The sequence below is a fragment of the Eubacterium oxidoreducens genome, assembly GCF_900104415.1.
Classification (GTDB): Bacteria; Bacillota; Clostridia; order Lachnospirales; family Lachnospiraceae; genus Eubacterium_C; species Eubacterium_C oxidoreducens.
The window spans coordinates 1-26,370 of the sequence record NZ_FMXR01000025.1 but is presented as its reverse complement, the minus strand read 5'-3'; the positions used below and the strand labels follow the sequence as shown (position 1 = coordinate 26,370).

Here is a 26,370-nt window from a genome sequence, read left to right as displayed (position 1 = left end):
CAAATTCTTTAGGTTAGAATCGCTGTAAGGTCAAACGAAAAAGCAGCTTGAATTATAACAATAACTGCCCTTTCGTTTGATCTTATTGCGATTTAACCTAATTGAACAAAGTAAGCGTCCGTGGAGCCGATACATATGGAGTTTCAATTCATGGAGCTTACCAGTTTTACTGCCTAATTAGATAATAGCATACATTATGTCTTTTGTTTTTTGTATTTTAGGGTATCAGAAATAAACCTCCCATATGCGAGGTTTTTGCAAATATTATTCCTGTATATCAACAAAGTAACGGTTTTTGTCTATGATGATCAATCACTTTTCCGCCACAGTGCTTGCATATACCGACCTTAAATCCCCATAGATGATCCAATATCTGAGCAGATGTCATATTCCTGAGCTCGGATATATACTTCTTACAACCAAGTTGATTCCTGCATAAAGTAAGATTACTGTTCTTCATGCGGCTGCAAAGCAATCCATAATGCCTTATTCTTACAAAGCGCTTTGGCGGAACATGCATAAGAAATCGCCTTATAAATTCAACTCCACTTATAGTAAGTTCCTTCCATTTGCCTTCATTACGGTAGTCTTTAACGGAAAATGTGACATTTTCACCATTGATGCGAATGATTCTGTAGTTGCTTATGGCTATCCTATGAGTATATTTGCCAAGGTATTTAATTACTGATTGAGCACCATTGAATGTTTTCTTGCAATGAGGAATCCATTCCTTAGAATAGCAGGTATCAATTAAGGATTTAAACTCATATCTATTCTGATATTTTTCTGATGAACCATAAAACTTTAGCTTTCCATCTTCCCACAGACTTTTTAATTCTTCCATGTATTTTCCGCGAAAAACTTTGGAGATCACCTGTACCGGTAGAAAAAACTTATCACCCTTATCTTTCCAATGTTTGTTTTTATCAAGACCTCCACCCAAAAGTATTGTGTGTATATGAGGGTGATAATTCATCTCTGATCCCCATGTGTGCAGTATGCAGATATATCCAACATTTGCACCAAGGTATTTATCCTGAACAGAGAGATCGTTGATAGTGGCTGAAGCAGCATGGTACAACGTATCATAAAGAAGTTTTTGATTGCTGTAGATAACAGGATTCAACTCAGCTGGAACAGTAAATACCAGATGGAAATATGGAGCATCTAAAACATCTTCCTTTCGCATATCCATCCACTTTTCTTTAGGAAGAGTCTGACACATAGGACAACACCTGTTTCTGCAGGAATTATAGTGGATTGAAATACAACCACAGTCTTCGCATACCTGTACATTTGCCCCCATGCGTGAAGTCTTACAATTCATAATGGCATTTGAAACTTTGGACTGTTCCGCTGATGGTGTATATTTCTCAAGATATTCAGAATAAAATTTCAAAAATATATCTTGGACAGTAGGTTTATTCATTTTTTAGGTCCTCTCTGTCAAAAGGACTCTGAATCCCCATAATAGTCTTATTGCTTCTGTGTAAATATACCTCAGTGGATTTAGGATCTCTATGTCCGAGAAGAGTTTGTATATACTTTTGATCAACCCCCTGCTCCATGAGATGTGTTGCAAAGCTGTGTCTAAGACTATGAGGTGTTGCTTTAGCAGTAATACCTGATTCTTTAATGGCTCTGCGCATGACCTGTTCCAGAGTACTTACTGTAAGATATTCTCCTGTGAATCTGTTGGGGAAAAGAATGCCGGTGGGGCGATTTCTCTCAAACCAATAGCGGGTGAGTATATCAAGATTTTTCTTTGAGAGAATTGTATAACGATCCATGCGGTTTTTAGTATTCCGTACATGAATCTGCATGTTTGATCTGGAAATATCATCATAATGCAAGTGTATGACTTCTGATACACGCATTCCAGAAGAATACATGGTTGCAAACATTGCCTTATATTTTATATCCTCAACGTTATCGAGAAAGAGATTAACTTCATCCAATGTAAGAACAACCGGCAAAGGTTGATCTTTTATCATGCGTGGGACTAAAATCTCATCCCAAAGTATGCCGAGAACAAACTTATAAAAAAAGCGAATAGATGAGTTATAGAGATTCAAGGTAGTGGCCTTTAATCCCTCATCTTTTTTGCGTAGAAGAAAATCTCGTACATCCTGGCAGGTAAGTTCCTTAGGATCTTTTCCGACATAGTTTAAAAAATAAGCAACATAGTTATGATAGCAGGATATAGAACGTTCCTTAAGATTGCGTATTTTTCCTGCTTCATCAAGTTTTTTCAAATATTCATCATACATAGTAAAACCTCCGAAAGTATAGTCATTGATAGGAACAACTAAAACTTTGGAGGTGCATGTACATCAAAATGATGCTTGTACTTTGCACAAGCGAATGGTATTCTTTTCATGGCAGTGTTAGTAATGATCCTGTTTGATTGTTAAGTTTCGCGACTATAACAATACTACTATTAGGACTTACTTTCTACTGCCTTTTTGATAAAAAGAAAATCACTGCACACAGCCTAGGCAGGCCATCGCGCAGCGATTTTGTTCAATCGCGATTTGTTAATTTCACTGTCTTCAATTATACAGAATCCTCATCCAGTAAGGAATACACAATTCAAAACAATAACAAAAAAGGACAGCTATCTCTTTCGAAATAACTGTCCTATGTACTCAACTGATATGTCAAGACTCGCTCGCGAGTCTTGCGCGCCGGATTCGGGTCTGCTTCAGCAGACAAATTCCTGTCCGAATCCGTGCGCATCCTCGCGGAGCGTTTAACTCAGTCGGAGCTTGTACCCCGACTGAGTATAGTTTGTCATAACCCCCACCTACGCTAACGCTTAGAGGTGGGGGATTTCTCCGACTGAGTTAAATTTGATTGATGATTTAAAATACCTTATCATACAAGTCTTTATAGTCAGCCTCTGTTATCTCATCATCATCTAAATAATAAGTTTTTATTCCATCATCTTCCCAGTCCTCCCATCCAAATTTGAATGAGTCTACAACCTCTAAATTGCCATTAAACTTGGTTAATGTATATGTACATCTTCCACTGTGAGTTGTATCACTGTGAACAATCCAATACGCTCCATCATACTGAGTGAAAGAACACATTGCTGCTGTTCCTTCGCCTTGAGCAAAACATACTACTTTGCCATCTTTGCAATCAAAGCACATATCGCCATATATTGCATTTTCAAGTATATATTCAACCTCTCCATCATTGTCTAAATCTACTGGATCAACTTTAGTGACTGCCAAGCTAGCATCTAACTCCTCTTCTGGTGTAGTTTCTTCAAACTGAAAACTAGTGTTATCCATAGTCCAAGTAGTATCGTCATAATATGAACGTGCCTCGGCAGTGATTTTTCCATCACAAAATGCCTGAAATAATTCCTCAGGCGACATATCGTTGGTTTGTTCAACAGAACTAATATTGTTTTCACCATTATCTGATGCATTGTTATTAGGAGCATCCCCTGTAGCACATCCACCTAGCAAAATAAGCGCTACAAATATTGTTATAATTACTATTAACTTCTTATTTTTTTTCATATTATTCTCTCCCTTCAAATATTTCTTCTCTGATTTTCCTATTCAACTTCGATTTGTTAATGTGAAGCCTCGCTCGCGAGTCTTGCGCGCCGGATTCGGGTCTGCTTCAGCAGACAAATTCCTGTCCGAATCCGTGCGCATCCTCGCGGAGCGTTTAACTCAGTCGGAGCTTGTACCCCGACTGAGTATAGTTTGTCATAACCCCCATCTACGCTAACGCTTAGAGGCGGGGGATTTCTCCGACTGAGTTATCTGTCTTCATTATACAAAATTATCATCCATCATGGAATACACCATTCTAAAGTGGTAACAAAAAAGAACAGCTATTTCTTTCGAAAATAACTGTCCTATGTAAAAAACCTGGGTGTGACTACAATTCATAGCAATCGCTATTTTAGAAAATTGGTACTAATACCTTTTTTCTAAATAACCGAGTGTAAATGACATAATTCAGCACTTCGCTCGACATGACCTTTTTCATTGCCGCTGCGAATGTTTCAGAAACGATAGTAAACACAAAAGGAAGATTTATTCTTGGATGTAACCTCTATAGCCATTTTATATACAACTATGATATCCCCATCAATCTCCTGCTTCCTCTGTGATGGGATTAACATTTATTAACTCGTCCAGCATTTTCTCAAAGGGCGTCACATACGCACTCCCTTGCTTTCTAATTCCTTTGTTTTCGAATGCAGCTTGCTCCGCCTGGATGCTTTCACACTCGTTCCATCTATGACCGGTCCATTCCAAATCCAGGAATGCACGATTAAGATTTCCGGTCATTTGCCGATCCGTTTTCTCGGCAAATATAATATCACCAATTCCGGTCATATAGCGTTCAATTTCTGGACGATTGAAACCGCCCACTTCCATAGTATATAAAAGAGCCTCTTTGATCAGCTCAGAAAACTTATCGGCGCTTCGTGGCAATTTGTTCCGAAAGATTAATGAATACATGGTTTGATCATTCATCAATATGATTGTATTCTTGCCATCGAGCTTCGTTATATGTCCATGCCAGGCATATAATTTATCTAATTGAGCATCTGCGACCATTTTGACAAATCCATTATTTTTGATATTTAAGGCAGCCTTCAATGCCTTGGAGCAAAATATATACATCTTCAAATAACACTCCTTCCTCTGTGCTTTTAACAACACAAAAAAATATCAACTAAAACTTTATACGGTTCGAATCGAAAAGGGATGCTACAACAATAACTTCTCTTTTATACACCGGTGTATATTCTTCATCCCACTCCTCTAAAAAATCATCATTATCAGAGATTTTATCTATCAAATTATACCCTCTCTGAATTGTGATCTCCTCAGAAAACGGAACCGTATCCTTTTCAAACAATATCTCGCGTCCACCCGCTTCGAAGATAATTGCTCTTGTAAGCCATACTTCATACGTCAGTTCTCCATTAATCGCCATAGTCTGTTGTTCATTGACAATCTTTACCGATGTAATTTCTTCACCTACGGGAGTAGATATCATCTCAACATTTTTAAATGCCGACTTGATTGCAGAATCTTCACCTTTTGCTATCTTAGATACACTCATATCCTCAATAAATCCAAAATAATCAACCGCTTCTTGAATATTGGTCAACGAATATATTTCATCTCCAATATACAATCCAACGATCTGCGTCACACTATTTGTAAAGTTAAACACATCACACTTGTACTTAACAAATTTCTTTCCAATCCAACTCTGAATCAAGTTTGAATCAAATCGCATATCAATTATTTTCATGACACATTATCCTTGCACTTACCAAAACATATCTTGATGCATTCCCACTTAAATTTGCAGCTATCGCATCGTAAATATCTCCTACCAAACCATATACCCCTGTCTCCTTGCACTATCATAAACAGGTTGCATATTCTTCTCCAGAATATTGTAAAACTCAGTTTGTGTGTTTCCTCTTCGATATAGTTCCTGGTTGGCCCATATCGAATGAAGATTATCCTTATAGCATTTCTCAAAACTATTTCGTATTTGCGGATGACTCTCATCGTTGATCAAGTCATAAAGAATAAACTGATTCTTTGCAAACTTTCCAAAGAAACGATTCCAGTCTGGCAGTTTATTGCTTTTAGATGAATTCAAAGAAGAATCCATCGGCATCAGATTCCACAATTCATCATTCATCACAAATGACCACGGAATAAAATGATCAATATCATAATTTCCTTTTTCAATCGGTGTATCCGTAAACACGTCCATGATCGGCTGCTTTTCCAAAATCAGTTCCCATAAAACTCTAACATGATTAAGCTTACGCATTTTTTCATCCATAGGTGCCAGTTTATACACTAGACTTGGAACCTCTGGATTATTACTTTGAAGCCATTTCACCTTTTCAAACTGGATCCAGCCCAAGATAGAAACAGTATTATCCTTGATTAGGTTTATCCATTCATCACTGAAAGTTACTTCACGCTTCAATCCTGTGCGCTCACCTATGATATATGGCAGCGGTGTAGATTGATTTAGTAACTGAGCATACTTGATCAATGCTCCAGTTCTTCCCCAATCCACATTATGCTTCGCATTATCAAAGAAACCAGAAAGTGCTCTATACGGAACATTTTTCGTCAGTCGATTCTTATACGTACGAAGTTCTTTATCGTATTTGCATATTTCATTTCTAATGCTATCTGCATCAGCATCCGCTCTTAATCCACTCAGCTTATGAAGCGTAATCACCGCAAGTTCAAGTGCATCTCGCGGCTCACCAAGTAAAAACCCGCTCAAATGCACATGAAATTCCAAAACGGTATACCACGCATTACAAATCATCTCATCAATAATATCATTAAAAGATGTCTTTACCACATCTTTAGAAATCATTTTGACGATTGCTTCGAGCCAATAAAACTTATAGCAATAAGAAGGATTTTTTAGCATCTGCGAGAAACCTTCTACATCTAGATTGTTATAGTATTTCCCATCAATATTAAGGTCGAGCTCACGATTCATGATTCATTGCCCTCCCAAAAGATTCGTTCCTTAAAGCCGCCTCTTTTATCCTGCTTATCTTGCTTGACTTTCATTAATTGCTCTATGGAATACCCCCTGGCCTCACAGATTGCAAACAATACTTCTAAAACATCCGCCATCTCTTCAATCGATTTATCAGCTTGATATTCAGCAACTTCCTCATTAAGTTTTGTATCTAATTCCTGAAGGTATTCATCCTCAGGTAAAATCCTGGTTATCGGATTCTTACCATCCGCTTTAATAATTTCCGGAATTCGATCTCTCACAAGCTTCCCCATAGTAATCCCCTTCACCACCTATAAATCCGTATATTTCGCACTGCTTCCTTTAGCTTTATCTACCGGATACTTTGCTTCATTCTGTGCCATCTTCATATTAATGATTTCATCTGTGTCGAACCCGAGCTTATCTACGAGATTCTGACAATATACCATAACATCTGCAAGTTCTTCTTTCACATGCTGCTCATCATATTTCTCATCATCCCACTGGAAACATTCTAATAATTCAGCAGCTTCAATGACAATTGACTTTGCCAAATTGGCAGGTGAATGAAACTGGTCCCAGTCACGATCTTCTGTAAACTTTCTGATTCTATCTATTGTTTCTTGTTCCATATCAATCCCTCTTATCGTGAAGCCTTAATAAGTTCCGCCTGAAGTTCCGGATCACATGCATAGATATACATACCATTCACTCCACGAGTCATAAGTACTCGAACCTCATGCTGAATCAGCATCTCACCAAACTTCTTTTTTGTTCCATCCGATAATGTTCTATTTCTAACAGCCTTACTATTGTAACTGGCAGATGGATCAAAAATAATCTTTCCATTTCTATACTTTACAGAAGAGCCAAGAATTACCCCCGCATAATTCAGATCAAATCCCTGTATGGTAAATGTTGATCCCACCTCATCAATTGTCTGAGGTTGTTCAGCCCATGCCAGTCCTTTGATTGCTCGTTTTTCTTTTTTAGAAAGTTCCGATTCTAACTCTCTGTTCCATGGTTTGTGCCAATTTCCAATCAGCACTTCCCAGTATTTCATCAAGCGCGCTTCCGGTCTATTATTTGAGCTGTATTCCCAATCATATGTAGCAATCACACGAGAAAGGGCAGAATCCGTCTCACCAGCTCTCTTCTTAATCTCTTTATCTAAGAGTTCCGGGCTGTCAAACACTCTGATGCTATATCCGGAGGATGAAACCGGTATCTTCTTTAGTTCACCATTTTTCGTAAATGAATCAATCCAATCCATCGTCTCTGAATCAGCCTGCATACGAAGTTGTTTTTTCCCCTAAAACGGGCATCAATTCGCTACTTTTTTAGTATATTCCTTTAGCCAAATGGTTTCAAATTCTTCTTTACTTTTTTTGAGTACTGTTATAATATTTTCAATGAAAAATAATGTTCAAAATAATATTTCTATTTGATATTAAAGATTTTTACTCGGATTTATAGGAGACAAAATTATGGAACTATCATCACTCAAAAAAGAATACCAACTGGTAACACAAGATCATATCGATAAGTTTATAGAACTCAGTCATATCAATCCAAGTCTGGTTTTAGTGGAAGAATATTGGATTACCTCAGATAAGACCTTGGGCAATCGTTGTGCTTATTTCGAAGCCTACCATCAGGCAGAAGAATACGCCTACTTGCTTGCGGCAAATCGCGCCGCGCTGAATACCGACAACAAGAAACCATTTATGATCAAATTAAATGGTAGAGAGACTACCGTAGATGGACATCTTAATGATTTCTTTGAAGGGAAATTTACTATCTAAATACAAAACAATATCCTGGATGCTTGTTGGGCACTCAGGATATTTTTTTACATGATTTTAGAAATGCGCTTTTTTATCGTACGTACAATTACTTTGTCATAACACCCACCTACGCTAACGCTTAGAGGTGGGGGATTTCTCCGACTGAGTTAAACTTTGTAAATTGCTCATATACCAGACGCATATCCGGTTCGATTCGAGCCAGCACCTCTGCTTTATAGTTTTGCGGAACTCCATAGAAGGCTTCTGCAATTCCAGCTGCAATGCAAGTTAGCGTATCGCAATCTCCGCCAAGAGATACCGCACAACGCACCACATCTTCAAAATCAGTTCCTTCTAGAAAGGCTGTAATAGCTTCCGGAACCGTTTCCTGGCAACTTTCAACATGTCGATACGATGGTCGAATCTCATCAAGCGTTCTTGTTAAATCATATCCAAATTCACCTGCAATATATTCTCTAATCTCATCCTTTGATTTTCCTGTTCTAGCAAGGAAAATAGCGGACGCCGTAGCTTGTGCACCCTTGATTCCTTCCGGATGATTATGGGTAACCTCCGCCGTGAGCTTTGCAACTTCTTTTGTGCGTTCAATCGTATCATAGAACCATCCAACACAAGACACTCGCATAGCCGAACCGTTGCCCCAGCTTCCATATGGTCTTTCATCATCCAGACTTAGCCAACTAATAAATCGCAATCCATATCCGGCATCAGGGTATTTATTCCCCCACACCTTCATTGCCTTTATTACTTCCCGTCTAATGGTTTCATCATCACCATTAAGTCCTGCCTTCATAAGACCGTCCGCTACGGCAATTGTCATAACAGAATCATCTGTGTATTCCGTATCATCTGTAAATAATGGACCGAAATCCTTTATCTTTTCCCCCATATCAAATTCATAAGGGCTACCAACAATATCGCCTAAAATTGCACCCATCATTCTCTTTTACTCCTTCATCTTAATCATTTTGAAAGTCTTGCTCCCATCTCAAAAGCCATCGCAAGATCACTTGGAAATTGCTTTTCCCGCATTTGCTTTTTATGTTCCTCGCTAAAGCCCACCATGCTGAACTTACTGTAATCCGCAACTTGCAAAGTGTCACAGCAAGGAGTTAGTTCAACTGTTCCATTTAAAGACTTAAACACTTCCATTTGCTGCTCGATTTTAGCTTTATATACACGATCATAATAAGCTTTTGGCGCATTCATCGTAATCACTACTCCCACATTAACCTTCCCCTGAAAGTAATTCGAATAGTCATCATAGGACAACGCACAAAAATGTAATCTTTCTATCAATGCATAAACCTGACTTGTAACATTTCCCAAATAGATTGGAGAGCCAAGAAACATTGCATCTGCAGAAAATATCTTATCGATTACCAAAGACAAATCGTCTTTCCAAAAACAGCGGCATCGCTCAGCCTCCTTACGTTTACATGCCATACAACTTCTGCAACCGGTGTAGTTTAAACTGTACAAATCTATATACTCTGTTTGCGCACCAACCGATTGTGCTCCCTTTTGTACCGACTGAAGCATTTGTGCTGTATTCCAGTTTTTTCTTGGACTTCCATTAAGTATAATTGTTTTCATAACCCCCCTAAATTCCTAAAATTCCTGCGCCACATACCTCTATTCTACTGCATTTCATATCGAAGCAATCGATTGGAAAATTTAAATTCCCCCACCCACAGATTACTTTTGTCATAGGCAAGATATCTTGGCATAAACAAAGTATCTGCGTAAGTAGCTTCAATTTTATCATGATAAGCAAACGTATCATCACATAAATCATCTAGTTCATAGCTGTTAGTTCCATGGCCGAGTATAACTGGCGTACTGCTTTCCTTGTATGTAGTAGCATCTGTGATATTGTCCCAGATTATAACACGGTTTTCGCTCATGTCAGATGCAATCACCTTTCCATCGCACGTAAGTAAAACACTTTGCAAACTGCCAAATGTCGTACGCTCAGCGCTGCCAGATTCATTAATCACCCACTTATTTAGGGTGCTATTATGTTCATCATCTCTTCCTTCCACGTGCACCGTATCAATCGTACCTATGGCATCCTCCGCTGTCAGCGTAACCGGCTCTTGTGTCGTTGCCTGCGCCAATTGCGAAGTCTCAAATACGCATGCTGTTTTTGTATCATAGATTACCGCAATATTCGTTCCATTACTACTGATATCACCCATTCCCGTACTAGCTGTAATCCCGGTAATCTGTCCGATGATTTCGGAATTTTCATTTGGAATTCCCCGATAAACGTTAATGACATAGCCGCCTTGTGTAGCACTACACAGATAGAAATAAGTGCCATCATATTCTACATATATCATTTCCCCGGTTGTGCCAAGCGAATAGGTCTTGCTGCCGATCTTGCCATCTAAGCAGATATCCGGCTGCGATCCATCAAACTGATAATCCTTCCAGATATAGATCTGATTCTTCGTTCGAAACGTTACAACCATCATCGTCTTGTCATCAGCATCTGTATAGAGTAGTATATCACCAATTTCATGATTTGCCTCATAGGTGAAGTCCGGCAGTGCACCTGAGGATGTTGGAATCTTTTTGTAGACATAAAGACTCTGCTCTAAGTCATCTGCTATAACAAGATGTTCACCATCCGTAACCGGAATCGGATTATGCATTAGATAATCAGAAGCCAAATGCGTGGTATCTTCTTCATATCCACTTGTCCCAATATACACATCCGGTTTCGGTATCGTTGTACCGGTAAGTTCATTCGCCGGATCCTTCCATCCGACAATGGCATTTCGATTATGCAAGGACATATATAATGCTCCGTCCAAATTAAGAAAACGATTGGTACCGCCAGCTTCTAAGAAATATTTTCCCGTCTTGGTATAGGGTTCTTTTTCTGCCATTAGAACGATATCCCCGGTATCATTTTCATTGTCAATTCGTCCATCATTATAAACATAAAGTTTATCGCTATACATATATAATTTACCATTTATCATAGCGCCTTCACTATAACCATTTCCGGTTGGAAGGATAAAATCATAGGCTTCCGAGGACGAATCTGGACAACTATTATATACATAATATCCAGAGCCGACATTTTCAATATTTTCATCTCCAATCAAAAGCTGCGAACCGGTATATGTGATTGTTCTTGGCGTTGCGGATTCTCCATAAGAGATTATTGTAGATGGATTATGTTCCCCCTCCCAATCGTTCGGAATCGAATCCCAGATTAATAGCTTTCCGCCTAAGGTATTGGTCACAATTAGTTTGCCTTCACAATCTGTAGAAATTGCCCAAGGCCAGCTGATGTGATGATTATGGCTCTCATGATTGGAGTCAAACCATTCTATAGCGTGATCTGCTTCTTTTCCATTTTGAAGATCTGTAATCGAATCATAAATCAGGATTCTATGATTCCCGGTATCTGCAACATAGAGCCTGTTTTGAGCATCAATCGCAACTGACATCGGCCAATTCAGATTGTTTAATTCCTTTCCCGGCATATTGGTATCAAAACTCGTCTGTCCTAATACATTACATGGATTCCCGGAAATCGCTTTAGCTGCAGAGGCTCCTTTATAAACCAACACGCGATTATTCCAGGTATCTGCAACAACATAATAAACGGTTTCATCAATCGTTGTATATGCCATCCCATTTGGATGATTAAATTCGGTTCCATTTGTCTTTTCAAGTCCTACCTCACCTAAAACACTAGCTGCCGCTTGTCCAAACTGAAAGCTTGTCCTCTCAGTCAAAGAAGATTCATAGCTGTTATCACTTTTGGCTTTTACGGTAAAGACATCATTTGTTGTGTCATGCTCCGAAATAGCGCCATCATCATTTGCTATTTCAAAGTCAAACGTAACCTTTGCCGTTCCGGTATAATTGCCTTTTCCTTTTACAACGACTACCCCCTTGCCGGTAGTATAATCATTCTCATAAGAAACCGTATAATCGGTCTTTGCCGATAACGTTACGCCATCGACGGATACTGCTGTGACAGGCGGGGTGATTTTGGTTCCGTGATAGGTCTTTTGATAGGAACCAAGTGTAATTTGAGCTGTTTTAATCGTTTTCGGCGCAATTGTAAATCGCACTTTCTTGGTTCCACTGTATCTTCCCTTTCCCTTAACCAGCACAATTGCCGTTCCGACATTTTTGTTGTTCTTATAACTTACTTTATACTGCTTATTCTTTTGTAATTTTTTCCCTTTATACTTAACCATAACAGCTGGTTTGATTTTTTTACCGGTGTAGATGTATTTTTTCTTTTTTATCTTAACCGAACACTTTGTAATCTTTGTCTTAGAAGCAGCACTTGCCGTATACGGAGTTACCGAAAACAAAGCTAGTGCCAGCGAAAAGATTGCGATAATAGCCACCATTTTTTTACACATATTCATAATCATCCTCCTATGCCCTAAAGTCAAAACCTGCTCTTAGCCCCTATCAGCCAGGCAAGACCGGTACTTTATGACTATAGTTTATTATAGATTATGCAAATGGGCAAGCTTTGCGTTTTGCAACTTCCTTCTATATTTTTTGTATACATCTTTTTTTTACTTATAAAAATCACATTTATGATATATAATACATTCCATGCGCCCTTGCAATGGCAAGGTTTACTGATTCCCTAATCTTGATTATCACGGGAATCGCTATACAATATTATAACACGAAGGGAATTATTTTATGGAACGAAAATTCTTAGCGGGGCTACTAAGCATTCTGCTTTTTGTCAGCGTGCTCTTCCCCTATCTGACAACCTCTGCTGCAGAATCTGACTCAGCAGACAATCTTATCAGCCAAATGGTAGTACAAGTTAACGGAGAAGATCTTACCGATGATACCATCTTGTCTTCTTCCGATACCATTTATGTAAAATATGTTTTTTCAGAATTCAGTGTCAATGCTGATGTGGATGGGCTTTGCCTTACCTATGGACAAAGCTACGATCTTCCAAGTATTCCGGCCACATGTGCACCGGCCACCCATACTTCAATATCCGTAACCGATAACGATACCGAAATCGGCATCGTCACCATCGCCACGGATGGCTCAGCAACCTTTACGGTTACTTACGAGGAAGCTGCTTTCATAGCAGAAGGCGCCTATGCAGGATTTGAGCTGACTTTAGATACCTCCTCTCTTTCGGAAAGCGAGGACGGCTCTTACACACTTACATTTGGTGACTCCTCTTACACGGTACTGGTCTCTGAAAAGATGACACAGGCTCCTACGCTTTCAAAATCAGCTTCTGAAATTGATTCCGACGGCAACATCATATGGACCGTAACCGTTACCAATGATGCCACAAAACCTATGACCTATGAACAAGGCTATACGTTTACGGACGAACTTAGCGAGGGTCAATCGTATATAGAAGGATCCTTAACCGTGTCCATCAATTCATCGGAAGCAACTGCCATCACACCAACGGTCGACGGCAACACCCTAACCTGGAATTATACGGACAATACAGCCGGTGACATTATGACATTTACTTATAAATCACATGCTGATATCTTATCCTCCATCTACAACACGAACAGTGACGACACCATTGATGTCAGTTATTCCAACACGCTTACTTTGACCGGTGAAAATGAATATCACACAACCACTACACTAACAGCTTCAGACAGCACATCCCAGTCCAAAGAAATCAGTCAATGGATCAGTAAGGAGGGCGGAGTTGTTGATGCCAACGGCAGTGCACAGTGGACGATCACCATTACCAATAACGGTTTTACGCTGACAGATGTTGTGCTTCATGACACCATTACCAAAGATAGTGACGCGGCGATTACCATTAGTGATATAACTGTCGTTGATCAAGATCACAATCCGGTTAGTTATACACTTGATGACTCTTCTTCAACTTCAACCAAGGTAATAAACAATTTTACATTCACACAGGCAATGTCCGGTGATGCCACTTATACCATCACTTACACTACCAATATTGCCGATTATAGTGAATACTTAAAAACCAATCATACGGTTCCGGATAATTCTGCTTATCTAACTTACACCTACGATACAACCGGCACCAGTAGCACCACAACATTTACCGGGCCTGATGTGTCCAAAAGTTTTAGCGGAACAACCGTTGCGAATGCGGCCATTGACAAATCTTTTGTCAGTTATGACACTTCGACCCATCAGATGAAATGGAAGATAACAGTCAATAAATCTCAGCAGGATCTTACCGGCGTTGTCGTAACAGACACCCTGCCAACCGGGCATACTTATGTTGCATTATCCGATTTGGTAATTGATGGAGACGCCACCTCTGAAGATATCGTTTCCATAACGGATAACGGCACAAGTGTCGCATTTGATTTCGGTAATTATTTAACTTCAAAGACCGCAACATTTTATGTTATCACACAGCTTGACGATACCCAAAGCAGCATATGGGCAAGCAATGCTTCTAAGCAATATACCAACATTGCAACACTATCTTCCGATGGTAATAGCGATGTTCGCGATTCTGCTTCCGGTACTTATAAAAGTGTTGTCATCAGCAAGACAGCCGGAAGCTATATCTATAACACGAAGTGCATTCCTTATACCATCACAGTTGACGCTAACAATATGCAAATGAACAATGTTGTGATTACGGATGTTTTAGACTCACGACTAACGCTTGTAGAAGACTCTTTCACGTATTCCGGTGAAGAATCTTATCAATATACTTATGAAAATAACACCTTAACCGTTACGCTTTCTAGTTTATCTGCTCGTGAAACCATCACGTTCTATGCACAAGTGTCAGATACTAGTTTATATGAAAATAACAGCACCATAACCATTACCAATCAGGCCAATCTTGTAAGTACTGAATATTTGCTTGCAACAAGCACCGGTACAACCCAAACGCAATTTGATACAAAAGTGATTGAAAAAAGTGGCCAAAAAGCAGCAGATGCAACCGGCTCATATTGCGTTCATTTCACGGTAAACTTAAATGTTGCGCAGCAGCAGCTCTATAAAGAAGATATTAATACCGTTGTGGTATCTGATCTTTTAGGTGCCAGCCTTACCCTTGACGAAGACAGCATTGCGCTTTATACCGCAACGGTTTCCTCTTCCGGCACCTTGACCGAAGATTCATTGGTTTCGTTAACCGAAGATGCCATCAACATCAGCGAACTATCCTCCGGCAAAACGCAAATGCAAATTACGCTTCCGGAAGATTATGATGGCAGAGCTTTTATCTTAACTTATACGGCGGATGTAACAAACACAGCCGCTAATGACTTTTCCAACAGTGCCAATATCATTGGTTACGGTTCTACGTCATCAAATAGTGATGTATGCACCTTTTACCAATCTGATTTTGCCGGCGCTTCCATGTCCAAATATGTTTATTTAAAAGTGACCGTTACGGATAGCGAAGATTCTTCTGTCAAACTTTCAGATACGACATTTTCTTTATTTGATTCGGACAACAACATAATTTCAACAAAGACTTCGGATGAAAATGGAGAAATCACCTTTGTCGGAAAGCTTGCAGCTAACACCACCTACACTTTGGTAGAAACACAGGCTCATGCCGGCTACAACCCAACTGACGGAACAACCGATTATGCTAATGGCATTACGGTCACGACCGGAGCGGCCGGTCTTTCCAATGCAGTCACGCAAACCGTCCTAAACACGCAAAAGACCTATACGGTAGGCATTGATGTTGTCTCAGCCAGTCAAGGATTGAGTCTTACGGATGCCACCATCACAATCAGCAAAAGCGAAGATGGTTCGGATCCAATTGCAACCTGGATTTCTAGCGGAGAAGCAGTATCCTATAATCTTTCACCGGGTACCTATTACCTCTCACAAACAACCACTCCTAATGGTTATACTGCTGCTTCTTCTGACACCATTGCCATTAAGATTGACAATGATGGTATCATATCTCAATATGATTCAGAGTCTGATACTTATATGGTTTCTAACGGTGCGCAGTTTGTATTTACCGATACGATTGACCCTTCGCAAACAGTCGACGTGATTTTCAATGAGGTGGATGCCGATGACAATCCAATCTCTGACGCGCAGCTTACGTTATATAAAGAAGCCGGTGACGACTCCGAATGCGAAACCATTGCACAGTGGACTACCGATGGCAGTGACAAAACACTAAGCTTAAACTATCAAACTATATATACCTTAGAACAGACAATCGCCGCAGATGGTTATAGTGATGCCAACTCTGTTTCCTTTTACATTTCCAATAATGCGAAAGTCGTTTTATTAGACACCGACTCTTCTGAAGAAGAAACAGATAACCTGGTTTATCTCGTGGCAAACAAAGACTCCATTCCTAGATTGGGTTCGCAGCCGTCACAAGACAACTCACAAAAGGCGCCTTCAAAGGACACACAAGAAACCGCTGGCGATGACGATGACACTGACACATCCTCATCGAAGAAAGCAACCCTTAGCACCAATGATACAAGTAAAGTCTCAGCATCCGATACCACTGACGCAAGTTCTACCAAAGACGACACCTCCGATTCTTCCTCTACGCTTGCCAAGACAGGTGGATTTATCGGAACTATAGTCGCTTATGCCCTTGGTATCTGCATGATTTTGGCCGGAATATTCATTTGTTTAAAAAAGAAACATAAATCATTATGAAAAAAATAAAAATCAAAAAATTAATAGGCTGTCTCCTAATTATTTTAGGAGCAGCCGTAATCATATCGTCAATATTATTCAACATTTATCAACAGATTCAAAGGAAAAATCTTATTGAAGAGTACCGACAAACTGTTACAGCTGAGGATTCCCAATCTGCTACCAACGATGCCTCCCAAGATAAAAACACCAATCTTGTATGCATTGTCCGGATTCCCAAAATTGATTCTGAAAATCCGGTCGTAGAAGGAACCTCCTCTTCCTCCTTATCTGCTGCTCTTGGCCACGAAAGTAGTACTGCCCTGCCGGGCGAGACTGGCAATTGTGTCATAGCCGGCCACCGCAATTACACATTTGGTCAATATTTTAATCGTCTAAGCGAAATCGAAGAAGGCGATATGATTTATGTTGATACGGATAATACCACCTACTCCTATAAGGTGAGCTCCATCTCAGTTGTAGAACCAACAGACCTTTCTGTCTTAGAGCAATCAACGGATAAGAAGCTTCTTACGCTGTATACCTGTACCCCTATTTATGTTGCAACGCACCGGCTTGTCATTACCGCTGAGCTTGAAACTGAATAATTGCTTATCAAAAAAGGCTACGCCTAGATGATCATACCGCTCTTAATGTTAGACCTCAAAATCTAACAATTAAAAACCATCATCTAAGGCGTCAGCCTCTTTTTTATTTACTAATCTTTATAGACGATACCTTACTCCAGCTAGAATAATATTTCTTAGAGCCGGACTGTACTACTCCACGTACATATACTTTATAAGTCTTTCCCTTTGTAAGTCCTGTAATCTTCTTAGAAGTTACGGATGCTCCGCTCACTTTCACTTTCTTTGAAACAGAACCGCTTACATATTTGACCTGATAATAACTTACTTCAGAATTCTTTGACCACTTTACGGTAATTGCTCCTGCCTGGCCGTTTGTAACGTTCTTGATGGTCGGTCTCTTTACAAGATTGGTTTTAAACTGCACCGAAGATGCATTACCTGCTGCATCATATGCATAAATATTCGTCACATAAGCACCATAAGCATTCCCATGATCACTTCTATTTACCTTAATGGTAATCGTCTTCGTTTTGGTTGCTGTAAAGGATTTCTTGCTTGTTGCAATGTCATCCTTTCCATTTGTCTGTGTATAAGACGATACCTTCTTTGTCGTAACTGCGACATTATCTTTTAGTGTTACTTTGATTTTATAATACGAAGATGTCTGCTTTACCAGTTCTACCGCACTGATGGTCGGATTGGTCGTATCTGCGCTCGCTGCAGAAGTGGATTTCGTTGTATCATTGTCTACAATGGATGCTCCTGCATTGTAAAACTGTCTGATTGTAACAAACGTATCTGTATAACTCTTACCACTCAAGCTTGAAGTATAAGTAAGCGTCGAACCATTCACCGTAATCTGCTTAATCGCGCAATCCCATGGATCCAATACCTTATATGTATCGCTTGAAACCTTGCCTATAATCAGCATAAAATGTCCATTGCCGGATGTATATTTCTTAAGCTGAATTGCCGGCGGTGAATATGAGCCATCTCCATTTAGATAGTTTTTGACATAAGTTGCAATCTTCGAACTAGAAGAAGAAGAATTGTAGGTAGCTCCCCATCCGCTCCAGACGGTAGAACCGTTATTTGCCTCTAGAATCTTCTTTGGCGTTTTATTAATTCCCACATAGCTAAGCGCCATTGAGATACAAGCCGTACCACATTCACTTTTGGGACTTGAATAATTCCCAAATGATGAGGATGGCCAATATTTTGTATAAAACAGTGATCCATTCGGATTCTGTGATATATACCGAATTGTTCCCGTTGTCACACCTGATGAATAACTTGTATTAACAGTTGCAGCCTGAGCCTGTGTGAACGGAAGCACCCCAACAAACAAGGTAAATACCACAATACACGAGACTACTTTCGCGATTAAACTCTTTTTCATGCTTTTAAAAACTCCTACTCCTGATTTCTCCCACTAGTATAATTGTCCTAAATATCATGTTAATACAAATAAAGTTGTCATTCAACAACTAAATATGGGGTAAAATGGCAGTATTTTGCGAAATTATATACAATACATCAAAAAAGGAGACCATACCTGTTGATATGATCTCCATGTTGTTTTGTTGTGTTTTCTTTATTCTGTTTCACCTAAGCCTGTTTGTGCATACTCTGACTCATCAAGAGTAAACTTGCCAACTACTTCATTTAAGTTCGATGCAATCTCTTCCGTAGCTTCCGAAAGATCTGAAATCTCCGTTACATTTGTAGATACTTCATTTACATTTTCTGTAATATTATTACTTAATTCCGTAGTATTTTGCGTTGCTTCTGCAATACTTTGCACTGCATCCGTAACTTCCTGCATAATATGCTTAATAGCATCTGTCATCTGAGAAATGCGACCAGAAGTATCATCGATTGCCTCTGCATCTTTACCATACTGCTCTGCAACTTCAACAAACTGTGCATAATCCGGTGCTACGGTATCCGTAACAAATCCCAGCATTCCCTGTGCATCTTCTGCCAATTCATTAAATGCTTTTTGCACCTGATCAATCGTTGTCTTAATCTGCTCTACTGCCTCTGAGGTGCTACTTGCCAAAGAACCAATTTCGGTTGCAACAACAGCGAATCCACGTCCGGCTTCTCCTGCACGTGCTGCTTCAATCGAAGCATTTAATGATAACAGATTAATCTGCTCTGCAATTTCTGAAATCACCTGCGCAAGCTCTCCAATACTTGCTACTACCTTAGCATTCTCACTACTCTTTTCTAAGCGCTCTGAGAAATCTCTTCCCAATGCATTTGCTGAGTCTACGGCATGTCTGCTGTTATCCCCTACTTCCGTAGCGCGAACACGAATCTCACTTGCCATCTGCATACTCTGTTCTGCTTCGGATGCAAGAAGATTTACATTTGAAAGTACTTCTTCTGTAGATGCATTTACCTCTTCGGTTGCTGCTGAAGTATTCATCATCGCTTCATTTACATCAGACATATAACGCTGAATCTCTTCGAATTTTTCTGCCAATACATCCGCTGCATCTTTTAAAGTCCTAGACGAAACATCTACTTCTCCAGCGTGAGACTTTATGCTTGAAATCACTTCACGGTTGGCATCGAACATATCATTTAAAGAATCTCCCATGATTCCGAGTTCGTCCTGCGTAGTTACGTTAAGATTTTCCACTGTAAAGTCTCCTTGGGCGAGCGATCCTGCAAATTCCTGGACGCGATTAATGCTATTTGAAATCGAACGCACGAGCATCAAAACAATAAATACCGCTACCACGATCGCAACGACTGCAATGATTCCCAACACTATTACCATATGGTTCAAAGCTTCATTCAGCTCTGACTGCGGCATGGTAAGCATAAGCTTCCATCCGGTTGCATCAAGCGTATCATAATAGATATTGATGGTTGACTTTCCGGAAGTATAAGAAGTCGTACCACTCTCATTTTCCAAAATTTCTGCTCCGGCTTTTGCAAGAGAAGAATTCTCATCTTCCAAAATATTGTTAGTTTTCATGAGTAATTCATCCTCAACACCGGCCATATAAACACCGCTTCCGGTTATCATCATAGCTGCCCCATGATCACCAATCTGAATATCGTTCACAATCTGTGTAATAGTTCCTAATTCAATATCAACGGTTATACATCCTGCAAACTTATCATCAAAATAAATCGGCACTGCACAAGATGCTAAAACACTTCCTGAGGTTTCATCATAATACGGATCTGTAAACTGTGCTCCCTCCGCATTCTCACACATTGTATAGTACTCCTGCGAGAAATAATCATATTCTGCATTACTATAATCATATGTAGTTACAAGTTCATCACCATCTTTATAAATATAAGGTCCAAAATATTCCTCATCTTCATCAAAGACGTATGGCTCAAACCAGATACCACTACCATTTACCATTTCATTATCGGAAATAATATTTCCAAGCATCTGTAAATATGCTTCAATCGGCATCTTAGTCTGATTGGTTTCTACTATATTACCAATTGTAACTGCCATATTCGAAACACTTTCCAGATCTTCACTAATTAAGCCTTCCTGTTCTCCAAGGGCTCTTACCATACGATCGGCATTCATTGTTTCCGTAATATTCTTACTGCTATTCATACTGAAAACAATTACAACCGCCATCATAATGATAATGACCGGTAAGATACAGCAAAGCATCTTTCGGCTAATTCTTTTAAATTTCATAACAACTATATTCCTCCTAACCATTTAACACATAGTCTTATGTGTCTATATTATAGCAAATAAGTCCTATAGTTGCATTGTTTTTTTTGAAAAAAAATAATTTTCTCTTATTATTCGTACTTATGATTCTTCTTGCCTTTGTCTGGCTATCCTCAGCCCTTCCTGTTCGTATCCTTCTTTAAGCTGTTTAAACAGTCTCCAAGCATATCTTTTTTCCGGTGTGATAAATTTTTCTTTTTCAAATTCTATAATTTCCCGCGTCTGACTATCACATGTTTTATAAACTTCCTGCATCTGCAAGAGCAATTCCAGTCCCGCATCTGCCGCCGGTTGTGTTTTTCCATCCGGCATCACAATATTCACCGTCTTCAAATCATAATGTGCGGCATTCTTAAAATTCTGCGCAGCCTGTACTTGATCTTTTTGCTTTAACTGAATTTTAGGCAGACTTGCAAGATAAATTAAAAAAAGATGAATAAATTTAAGATCGCGCTCATCAATTCCTTCGTATACGTAAGGATTAAGATCTACCATGCGAAGTTCGATATGATCAATTCCATGTTCCCGCAATCCTTCTAACGTATTAATCCCTTTTGGCTTAAGTCGAACAGGATAATACAGCTCCGACATATAAGCAATCAAGCCTTCATCGAGATACTTTTGCATACTATAAGCATATTTTTCTAAAGATGAATAATCAAATATTGGTGTAAAAAAGTTCCAATATCCAAGTTCGGAACATCGAACAGATGACATACCCAAAAACAGCGTCTTTCCTTTCACCTTTTTTTCTACAAATGACCGATCCATAATCGGCGAAGCTGCGGTAAGTGCTGTTACGATCCAGCCATATACCGCCAACTTTTGTGCCAAATCCAGATACAATTCATTGGTGTATTCTTGATAATCATCACGCCCTGCTGCCTTGCAAGATGCCATCACCAGTTCTTTTGCAAATGAAAAATTCACATGTATCCCGCAAAAGGTCATCTTATATCTTCCATATCGCTGCGCCAGATACTGTCTATATACCGTCTTTACTTGCTCATCCCCATAAAACTGCGCAATCGGAATATCTGCCTCATTTTCGATATATGGCGGATTAGAAAATGGCCATATATACTCCTTTGGGTTGAGCTTATTCATATCCTGATAAAGTTTTTTTGTAAGTTCCCGAAGTTCCACAATCGCTCCATGTGCACTGTCAGAAACTCCGGTATTAATCTCGGTTTGATTTTCCGAAAAGTCTCTTACCACACCGGATTCTTTGGAAAACGGATGTGCAGTATGAGAAAATCGCCCCTGCGAAGTAACTCTAAGTCCTTCCTTCTCAAGTCCGAAATTCCCTTTAAAAAGTAATTGATATACCTGCTGTTCATTGATTTGTAACATTCCCATTTCTTCTTTGTGTCTCATCACTTTTTCTAATCCTATATCTTTCGCTGATTATACTGCTCCATAATTTTCTTGATATAAACATATGCCAATACCTGGTGCGAAGCTTCCATAACTTCACAGCCATAAAGGTAACCTTTATTATACATTCGTTCTTTCCGAATACAGATTGCATCAACCACCAATTCATAATCACTTCCATTAATTTCATCATGAAAGGTCAGTCTACAATGCCGATTAACCAAGACAATATCATCCTGTGTGACAAATGCAATTCCTGTATCGCTGATATTAAGAACCGTCACCTGATAGCTTTTATTTTCACTTCTGTCTAGCATTGTTGCCGGTCTGTCTATCTGAATTCTCTTATTATCCCGTCGTTCTGCCGTATCACTTATTTCGTGAAACTTCTGACTGGTTGCTGCATAGAATTTATTCCCCTTATAATCAATCATACGAATTCTGACGTTACTCCATCCAATTCGTTCCTTGTTCTCATTCACTGTATAAAGCGAAAAAACAACATTGTCCACACCTTGATTTCCAAGATCCATGACTTTACCTTTATAAACAAACGGTTGAAGCAATGCCTGTCGTTCTTCTCCTTGTGCGGTTCCTACAACCGTTGTCACAACTTCATATACGGAAGAGTCTTTTCTCATCTCTAAAAACACTCGTTCTCCTGCAAGCAATTCATTTAAATACATGTTTTTTCCTTTCACTTTTGCTTATAATTGCTCCAACATCTCAATCATGTCCTCAAAGCTTCCGCCCGGTCCTTGCCATGGATGTTCTGCATCCTTAATCACGCAATCTTTTACCAGATAACAATGCATCCCAATCATAGAAGCCGGATGCATGTCTTCTCGTTCGTCATTTCCAATCATTAGACACTCGCGTGGTTCTACTCCAATCTTTTTGCAGATTGCCAGATAATACTTAGGATTTGGTTTGCAAAAATGTTCACTTGTATAATGTGTAATCAAATCAAAATCATCCGCATCAAGCCCCACCCAACTGATTCTCGTCTTTTGTCCTGCATATGGAAAATAAGGATTTGTCGCAAGTACTACCTTTGCCGCTTTCTTATGTGCAAGTTGAACTGCCTTTTTCGCAAGCGGGTTGTCCTGTGTAAACCGCTTGGACTTATGAAAATCATTTGCATAAAATTCCTCACATACCGCTTCAATATCAGCTCGTTTCATTCCGGTTATGAACTCAAAATTATTCCAAAATGCAACATCATTTGTGTTGCATCCTTCATTCGCTGCCATAGCACGTATTCCGGTTCCCATCGCTTTCATCATAATATCTTTTGTCATACCATATGGCTCTAATTTTTGAAAGAGATCTCCAAAATATCCATAACAAAATTCATCCATATCCATTGGTAAAAGAGTTCCGTCCAAATCAAATAAAATTGCCTTATAATTCATCTTGCTTTATTCCTTTATCTAATACTTCCACAGCTTCTTTTGATATATCACAGCCCAGTTCATAAACCGGCACTTCCTGCACAAGCTGCTCTAATAATGCAATACACTTTGCCCCTTGATTGCTGTTCCATCCATTAACCGTAATTTGTGCATATAACTTTTTGAATGCCTCAACCGGCCTTAACCGGCGCACAACATTTTCCTGCGCCTGATACAGCATCACAATGGTAGCAATGTCCATTTCTTTATTATAACAGATTTGTGAGCTTCCACATATCGGCCAACCTTGTGCAATCCATCTTTCATCACGTTTCGAAAGAAGTGCCCTATCTCCATTTATCGTCTTTGCCCCTTTATACTGTTCCCAGAGATTCGCCTGCGTACTTTTACCCACCCCGGAAGGTGCCGAAAATAAAATCGCGTTGTTCTCATACTCCACATAAGCACAGTGCAGCACCATACTGTCATACGCATACATCCTTCGCTCTAGCGCCAACAACGAGGCAAATGCCGTATCAAGCCGAAATCCCTCTATCTGAGATTTTATCACTTGGACTACAGCATGATTCGACGTCGTCTCCGTATACAAGGCATACTGCTTATCTGTATACTTAATGCCAAGCAGCCGACTTTCTCCTGCTTCATTTTCATATACGGTCAGATCTTCTCTCTTAGCTAGAACTTTTCCGGTTATATTCTCAAGTTTATAAACTACTTTCACCTCATACGTATACACCGGTTCTTGCTGCCTTTTTGATTCAAAAAGCATAAAGTTTTCCGGTACCGGTATCTCATCATCGATGATTAATCGAAAGACAAAATCTCCAATTTGAAATACTTTATCCATTGACATTCTCCCATTCTTCTTCCATTCGACGAACGAGTTCCTTTGTATATGCGCATACATATTCCGGTGTTTTATTCATACTTTTTGTTTCCCAATAAACTTTCGCCGGACAGACTATACACACGCGCCGGTATTTACATTGTGCACATTTATCATTTACACACATCTTCTCTAATTCTTCTTTCAGCTTGTCCCATGCTTCCATAAAATCCATTTCAAATACCGGAAACAAAGGCGTCTTAAGCATTACACAAGGTCTCATATATCCTTGCCAGTCGATGGCAAATGAAGTCTTTGAGGCCTGGCAGTTTATCTTGCTTTCCGTAACCGTCGCATTCGTTGTTTCCTTTGTTATGCGAACAAACTCTCGCAGAATTTCTTTATACGTTTCTTCATCATTTACAGCTTTTAGATACTCAATTCTCCCACAAGCCGCCTGATACGGCGATACTCTTACCTCTTGTTTATATGCTCTGTTTTGTTCTCGCACAGCCGGATACATATAGGTATCAATGTTCACAAAAGCACCAACTTCTTTTGCAAATGCTATTATCTTTTGAATGTCATCACGGTTATCTACAACATAGCTTCCATTAATTTTGACATCTATATTATTTTCTCGTAAAAGCCGAATTCCTTGTACAGCCTTTTCGTAACCTTCTTCAAAATGACATAGCTTCTTGTAAGTAGATTGATCTGCTCCATATAGCGTAACATTCATACGCCTTGGTGGATATTTTGCAAAAAATTTTGCCCACTTTTCATCAATCAATGTCCCATTCGTATTTACTGTTACTACAAATCCCATCTTCTTAAGTTCTACATATAGCCTCTTAAATTCCGGATATAAAAGTGGCTCCCCTCCACTTAGCATAATAAAAAGCGTTCCTGCCTTTTGCATCTGTTCTGCAAGCTTGAGCCACTTGTCTACACTTTGCAATGCTCCAATCGCTTTCATCTCATCCTTGCTAAGTCTTACATAACACATATCACAACTCATATTGCATAGCGGTAGCAATTCAAAAACCGCATTAATAGGTGTATGCATTTTACCGGCTTTTTCATATAACCTTTGTTCAATTGTTGCATCCATATCCTCACCACCTATTGTTATTTCGTAACCGGTAAACCATCGGTACCTCGTAACTAGCATGTTCATTTGAGATAATTCCTGTAGTTAAACTTTATAGAGTCTATAGACTCCATATACTCTATAGAGTCCATATAGTCTATGAACTACGGGAGGTTATCAGATGAACAATCCAACAACAATTAAACAAAACATGCGACTTCAGAAATGGATTGCTGAAGTTGAAGCTTACAAATCTCGTCCGGCCGACATGACAGGCACTGAATGGCTTGAATTACACGGAATCAATCGTGCAACTTTTTACAGTCATCTTCGCAAGGTTCAAGCGCATTACCTTGATTCCTTGGA

The 26,370-nt window shown here is 39.4% G+C and carries 22 protein-coding genes and 1 pseudogene; 4 read left to right on the top strand and 19 right to left on the bottom strand.

The window, feature by feature from the left end; genetic code table 11:
- Positions 1-277: 277 nt before the first annotated feature.
- The 9 genes from BLS20_RS12995 to BLS20_RS12955 form a co-directional block, all read right to left on the bottom strand.
- Positions 278-1,429: an IS91 family transposase gene (locus BLS20_RS12995; RefSeq protein ID WP_090174332.1), complete on the bottom strand. Its 1,152-nt coding sequence runs from the start codon at positions 1,427-1,429 to the stop codon at positions 278-280.
- Entirely contained in the window at positions 1,422-2,270 is an 849-nt protein-coding gene (locus BLS20_RS12990) for a tyrosine-type recombinase/integrase (protein ID WP_090174333.1), read from the bottom strand. The genes BLS20_RS12995 and BLS20_RS12990 overlap by 8 nt, the downstream gene beginning before the upstream one ends.
- A gap of 594 nt (positions 2,271-2,864) precedes the next feature.
- Positions 2,865-3,536, bottom strand: a complete 672-nt coding sequence (locus BLS20_RS12985) for a hypothetical protein (protein WP_090174784.1) — start codon at positions 3,534-3,536, stop codon at positions 2,865-2,867.
- Between the two features lie 582 nt (positions 3,537-4,118).
- A complete protein-coding gene (locus tag BLS20_RS12980; protein ID WP_090174783.1) occupies positions 4,119-4,661 on the bottom strand; it encodes a DUF6933 domain-containing protein in 543 nt (180 codons plus the stop codon).
- Between the two features lie 52 nt (positions 4,662-4,713).
- Positions 4,714-5,301, bottom strand: coding sequence for a hypothetical protein (locus BLS20_RS12975; RefSeq protein ID WP_090174782.1), 588 nt, complete (start codon positions 5,299-5,301; stop codon positions 4,714-4,716).
- 81 nt (positions 5,302-5,382) lie between these two features.
- Positions 5,383-6,534 (bottom strand): HNH endonuclease domain-containing protein, encoded by a 1,152-nt coding sequence (locus tag BLS20_RS12970; RefSeq protein WP_242870592.1) that lies wholly within the window; start codon positions 6,532-6,534, stop codon positions 5,383-5,385.
- Positions 6,531-6,833, bottom strand: coding sequence for a nucleoside triphosphate pyrophosphohydrolase (locus BLS20_RS12965; RefSeq protein WP_090174781.1), 303 nt, complete (start codon positions 6,831-6,833; stop codon positions 6,531-6,533). The genes BLS20_RS12970 and BLS20_RS12965 overlap by 4 nt, the downstream gene beginning before the upstream one ends.
- An 18-nt stretch (positions 6,834-6,851) precedes the next feature.
- A complete protein-coding gene (locus BLS20_RS12960; RefSeq protein WP_090174780.1) occupies positions 6,852-7,172 on the bottom strand; it encodes a nucleotide pyrophosphohydrolase in 321 nt (106 codons plus the stop codon).
- 11 nt (positions 7,173-7,183) lie between these two features.
- Positions 7,184-7,834, bottom strand: a complete 651-nt coding sequence (locus tag BLS20_RS12955; RefSeq protein WP_090174779.1) for a DNA/RNA helicase domain-containing protein — start codon at positions 7,832-7,834, stop codon at positions 7,184-7,186.
- A 193-nt stretch (positions 7,835-8,027) separates the two neighbouring features.
- Between BLS20_RS12955 and BLS20_RS12950 the strand changes: the two genes are divergently transcribed.
- Positions 8,028-8,345 (top strand): hypothetical protein, encoded by a 318-nt coding sequence (locus tag BLS20_RS12950; protein WP_090174778.1) that lies wholly within the window; start codon positions 8,028-8,030, stop codon positions 8,343-8,345.
- Positions 8,346-8,466: 121 nt separating this feature from the next.
- On the opposite strand, the gene BLS20_RS12945 is transcribed toward BLS20_RS12950, so the two are convergent.
- The 3 genes from BLS20_RS12945 to BLS20_RS12935 are packed head-to-tail and all read right to left on the bottom strand — an operon-like array spanning position 8,467 to position 12,754.
- Positions 8,467-9,288, bottom strand: a complete 822-nt coding sequence (locus BLS20_RS12945) for an ADP-ribosylglycohydrolase family protein (protein ID WP_090174777.1) — start codon at positions 9,286-9,288, stop codon at positions 8,467-8,469.
- A 23-nt stretch (positions 9,289-9,311) separates the two neighbouring features.
- Entirely contained in the window at positions 9,312-9,944 is a 633-nt protein-coding gene (locus BLS20_RS12940) for a flavodoxin family protein (RefSeq protein ID WP_090174776.1), read from the bottom strand.
- A 44-nt stretch (positions 9,945-9,988) separates the two neighbouring features.
- On the bottom strand, positions 9,989-12,754 hold the full coding sequence (locus BLS20_RS12935; protein ID WP_207645168.1) for an NHL repeat-containing protein: 2,766 nt from the start codon (positions 12,752-12,754) through the stop codon (positions 9,989-9,991).
- A gap of 289 nt (positions 12,755-13,043) precedes the next feature.
- On the opposite strand from BLS20_RS12935, the gene BLS20_RS12930 reads away from it, so the two are divergent.
- The gene (locus tag BLS20_RS12930) at positions 13,044-16,997 is read left to right on the top strand and encodes a SpaA isopeptide-forming pilin-related protein (protein ID WP_090174775.1); all 3,954 of its coding nucleotides are present in this window, start codon (positions 13,044-13,046) and stop codon (positions 16,995-16,997) included.
- Positions 16,994-17,584, top strand: a complete 591-nt coding sequence (locus BLS20_RS12925; protein WP_090174774.1) for a class D sortase — start codon at positions 16,994-16,996, stop codon at positions 17,582-17,584. The genes BLS20_RS12930 and BLS20_RS12925 overlap by 4 nt, the downstream gene beginning before the upstream one ends.
- Before the next feature lie 103 nt (positions 17,585-17,687).
- On the opposite strand, the gene BLS20_RS12920 is transcribed toward BLS20_RS12925, so the two are convergent.
- The 7 genes from BLS20_RS12920 to BLS20_RS12890 all read right to left on the bottom strand — a co-directional run bounded on the left by BLS20_RS12920 (position 17,688) and on the right by BLS20_RS12890 (position 26,091).
- Positions 17,688-18,965: a fibronectin type III domain-containing protein gene (locus tag BLS20_RS12920; protein WP_090174773.1), complete on the bottom strand. Its 1,278-nt coding sequence runs from the start codon at positions 18,963-18,965 to the stop codon at positions 17,688-17,690.
- Between the two features lie 195 nt (positions 18,966-19,160).
- Positions 19,161-21,254 carry a methyl-accepting chemotaxis protein gene (locus BLS20_RS12915; protein WP_176762423.1) on the bottom strand — a complete coding sequence of 698 codons (2,094 nt, stop codon included), beginning with the start codon at positions 21,252-21,254 and terminating at the stop codon, positions 19,161-19,163.
- A gap of 120 nt (positions 21,255-21,374) precedes the next feature.
- Positions 21,375-22,670, bottom strand: coding sequence for a hypothetical protein (locus BLS20_RS12910; protein ID WP_242870593.1), 1,296 nt, complete (start codon positions 22,668-22,670; stop codon positions 21,375-21,377).
- A 14-nt stretch (positions 22,671-22,684) separates the two neighbouring features.
- The gene (locus BLS20_RS12905) at positions 22,685-23,356 is read right to left on the bottom strand and encodes a PilZ domain-containing protein (protein ID WP_090174771.1); all 672 of its coding nucleotides are present in this window, start codon (positions 23,354-23,356) and stop codon (positions 22,685-22,687) included.
- Between the two features lie 21 nt (positions 23,357-23,377).
- Positions 23,378-24,085 carry an HAD family hydrolase gene (locus tag BLS20_RS12900; RefSeq protein ID WP_090174770.1) on the bottom strand — a complete coding sequence of 236 codons (708 nt, stop codon included), beginning with the start codon at positions 24,083-24,085 and terminating at the stop codon, positions 23,378-23,380.
- Complete coding sequence (locus tag BLS20_RS12895; RefSeq protein ID WP_090174769.1) at positions 24,075-24,932, bottom strand: hypothetical protein; 858 nt, start codon at positions 24,930-24,932, stop codon at positions 24,075-24,077. Before BLS20_RS12895 ends, BLS20_RS12900 begins: the two co-directional genes overlap by 11 nt.
- A complete protein-coding gene (locus tag BLS20_RS12890; protein ID WP_090174768.1) occupies positions 24,925-26,091 on the bottom strand; it encodes a radical SAM/SPASM domain-containing protein in 1,167 nt (388 codons plus the stop codon). Before BLS20_RS12890 ends, BLS20_RS12895 begins: the two co-directional genes overlap by 8 nt.
- A 94-nt stretch (positions 26,092-26,185) precedes the next feature.
- Here BLS20_RS12890 and BLS20_RS12885 point away from each other — a divergent pair.
- Positions 26,186-26,370 (top strand): annotated as a pseudogene (locus BLS20_RS12885) (hypothetical protein); the annotation flags it as partial.